Here is a 1,221-nt window from a genome sequence, read left to right as displayed (position 1 = left end):
GCATTTGAATTTTTACTGAGTCAATTTCTATAAAACTATTTTAAATCTCCATCACCTTCGTCGACCGCACTTTTCTTACGTTTAAAAGATTTGGCTATATCGGAGAAAAAATTATTAAAAATCCCTTTAATTTGAAAGGCGTTGACTAATTTATCAGAGCCGCTTCTGGGCATAATTTCGTTTACATATGCCATTTCGATTTTTACGGTAGAAAGTTCAAAACCACATCCAAGTGAAGCCCTGTTGCGATCAAAAAAATCAGGTCCGCTCACTTTACTCTTAGTCTTAAAAAATAATTCATCAGAACCAAAGAGGTATATCTTTTTTGTTTCTATTCCAAAAGTGGACAATGGACAAACTGCCTTAATTTGAAATCTGAAACGTTCTACAGCTTCCTGATAATTCTCATCAGTTTCCATGTGCCGGTCTTCAAATCTTGCCCTTAAATTTACTTTAATCGACGGTAATTGAAATAAACTATATGTTGCCTGAAGTCCTGTCCTGAATTCCCTTGCTTTTTTTTGGTTTAATTCCGGTACATTTTTATTTGAATAGTTGGAAGCAAAAACGGAAAATTTCCATTTTTGATTCAGATAATAGTGCGCCCAGCCACGCACATAAACCTGCGTTATATTATGAAATATATTCTCATACTCAGCCGTACTGCTCGTAACAAATCCTGCATCAAATTGCAGAACCCAATTTTGACTTATATCTTTTGAAAAATCATATTCATTCCAGAATTGGTATAAATCATCCGTCTGTGCAATTGAAGTAAAACTTAGGAAATAAAACAAAATAAGATAAACATATTTCATATATCTGCTATTTTATGACAATAAATACTAAAGCCTGATATTTACATAACAATCTACTAATTTATCTATATGGCTAACTTTATTAAGTACTGATTATCTATATCTTTTAGTTTCAAAAAACAAAAACACACAATTGATGCATTACCAAAAAACTCCAGGTAAGATACCCAGAGTTTTTACTCTCCTACGACTATAAAAGATTAATATTTACTTCTTCAATTTTTCCTTGAAATTTAAAAGGAACTTGATAATTTCTAGTAACAGGCGAACCAGTATCCTCTCCTATTCCAAAAGTATCTAAGCCAAATCTTCCTGGAATTGTGGCAGGAATGTCCCCGGTAGCTACTTCTTTGTTGTTGATAGAAATTTTAACTTTTGAAGGTTTTCCTGCTCCGCCACCAGG

The 1,221-nt window shown here is 33.0% G+C and carries 2 protein-coding genes; both read right to left on the bottom strand.

The window, feature by feature from the left end:
• Positions 1-35: 35 nt before the first annotated feature.
• Positions 36-818 carry a DUF2490 domain-containing protein gene (locus tag JC605_RS23585; protein WP_198858526.1) on the bottom strand — a complete coding sequence of 261 codons (783 nt, stop codon included), beginning with the start codon at positions 816-818 and terminating at the stop codon, positions 36-38.
• A 190-nt stretch (positions 819-1,008) separates the two neighbouring features.
• A partial coding sequence (locus JC605_RS23580) for a hypothetical protein (protein WP_198858525.1) occupies positions 1,009-1,221 on the bottom strand: 213 nt, incomplete at its 5' end.

It is taken from the genome of Flavobacterium sp. IB48 (genome assembly GCF_016405855.1).
Classification (GTDB): domain Bacteria; phylum Bacteroidota; class Bacteroidia; order Flavobacteriales; family Flavobacteriaceae; genus Flavobacterium; species Flavobacterium ginsengisoli.
This window is presented reverse-complemented; position numbering and strand designations above follow the sequence as displayed.

Excerpts from the sequence above, each read along its gene's own strand:
- JC605_RS23585 (WP_198858526.1), bottom strand. The coding sequence starts at position 818 with ATGAAATATGTTTATCTTATTTTGTTTTATTTCCTAAGTTTTACTTCA.